At 78.3% G+C, this 600-nt stretch carries 1 protein-coding gene; it reads left to right on the plus strand.

The annotated features are described in order from the left end of the window. On the plus strand, positions 1-600 hold a 600-nt coding region (gene imuA' / locus MXD58_RS24570), incomplete at both ends, for a DnaE2-dependent mutagenesis accessory factor ImuA' (protein ID WP_250610034.1).

Here is a 600-nt window from a genome sequence, read left to right on the forward strand (position 1 = left end):
GAGGTCGCGCGGGGGCCGGCGCGGCGCGCGGGGGACATCCGCCTGCTGCCGGTGGTCTCCGCCCTCGCCGCGATCCTGCCGGAGGCGGGGCTGCGGCGGGGGACGACCATCGGGGTCAGCGGCTCGGCCTCCCTGCTGCTGACGCTGCTGAGCGGGCCCTCCCAGGCCGGCGCCTGGTGCGCGGTGGTGGGCTTCGCTCACCTCGGCCTGCTCGCCGCCGCCGAGACGGGTGTCGCGCTGGAACGGCTCGCGCTGGTTCCGGTGCCAGGGCCGCGCTGGCCGGTGGTCGTGGCCGCGTTGCTCGACGCGATGGACATCGTGGTCGTGTGCCCGCCGGCCCGGTCGCGCCCGGCGGATGGCCGGCGGCTCACGGCCCGGGCCCGGGAGCGGGGGGCCGTCCTGATAACCGTAGGTGACTGGGAGGGCGCCGACCTGCGAGTGGTCGCGGTCGAGCGGCGATGGGAGGGCCTCGGCCTCGGGCACGGTCAGGTACGAGCCGCCAACCTGCTGGTGGAGGTGTCCGGTCGCGGTGCGGCGCGGCGGCCACGGCGTGCGTGGCTGTCGGGCCCGGGGGAAGCGCTCGCCCCGGCGGCTCCCGAC

This window comes from Frankia sp. AgKG'84/4 (assembly GCF_023242965.2).
Classification (GTDB): Bacteria; Actinomycetota; Actinomycetes; order Frankiales; family Frankiaceae; genus Frankia.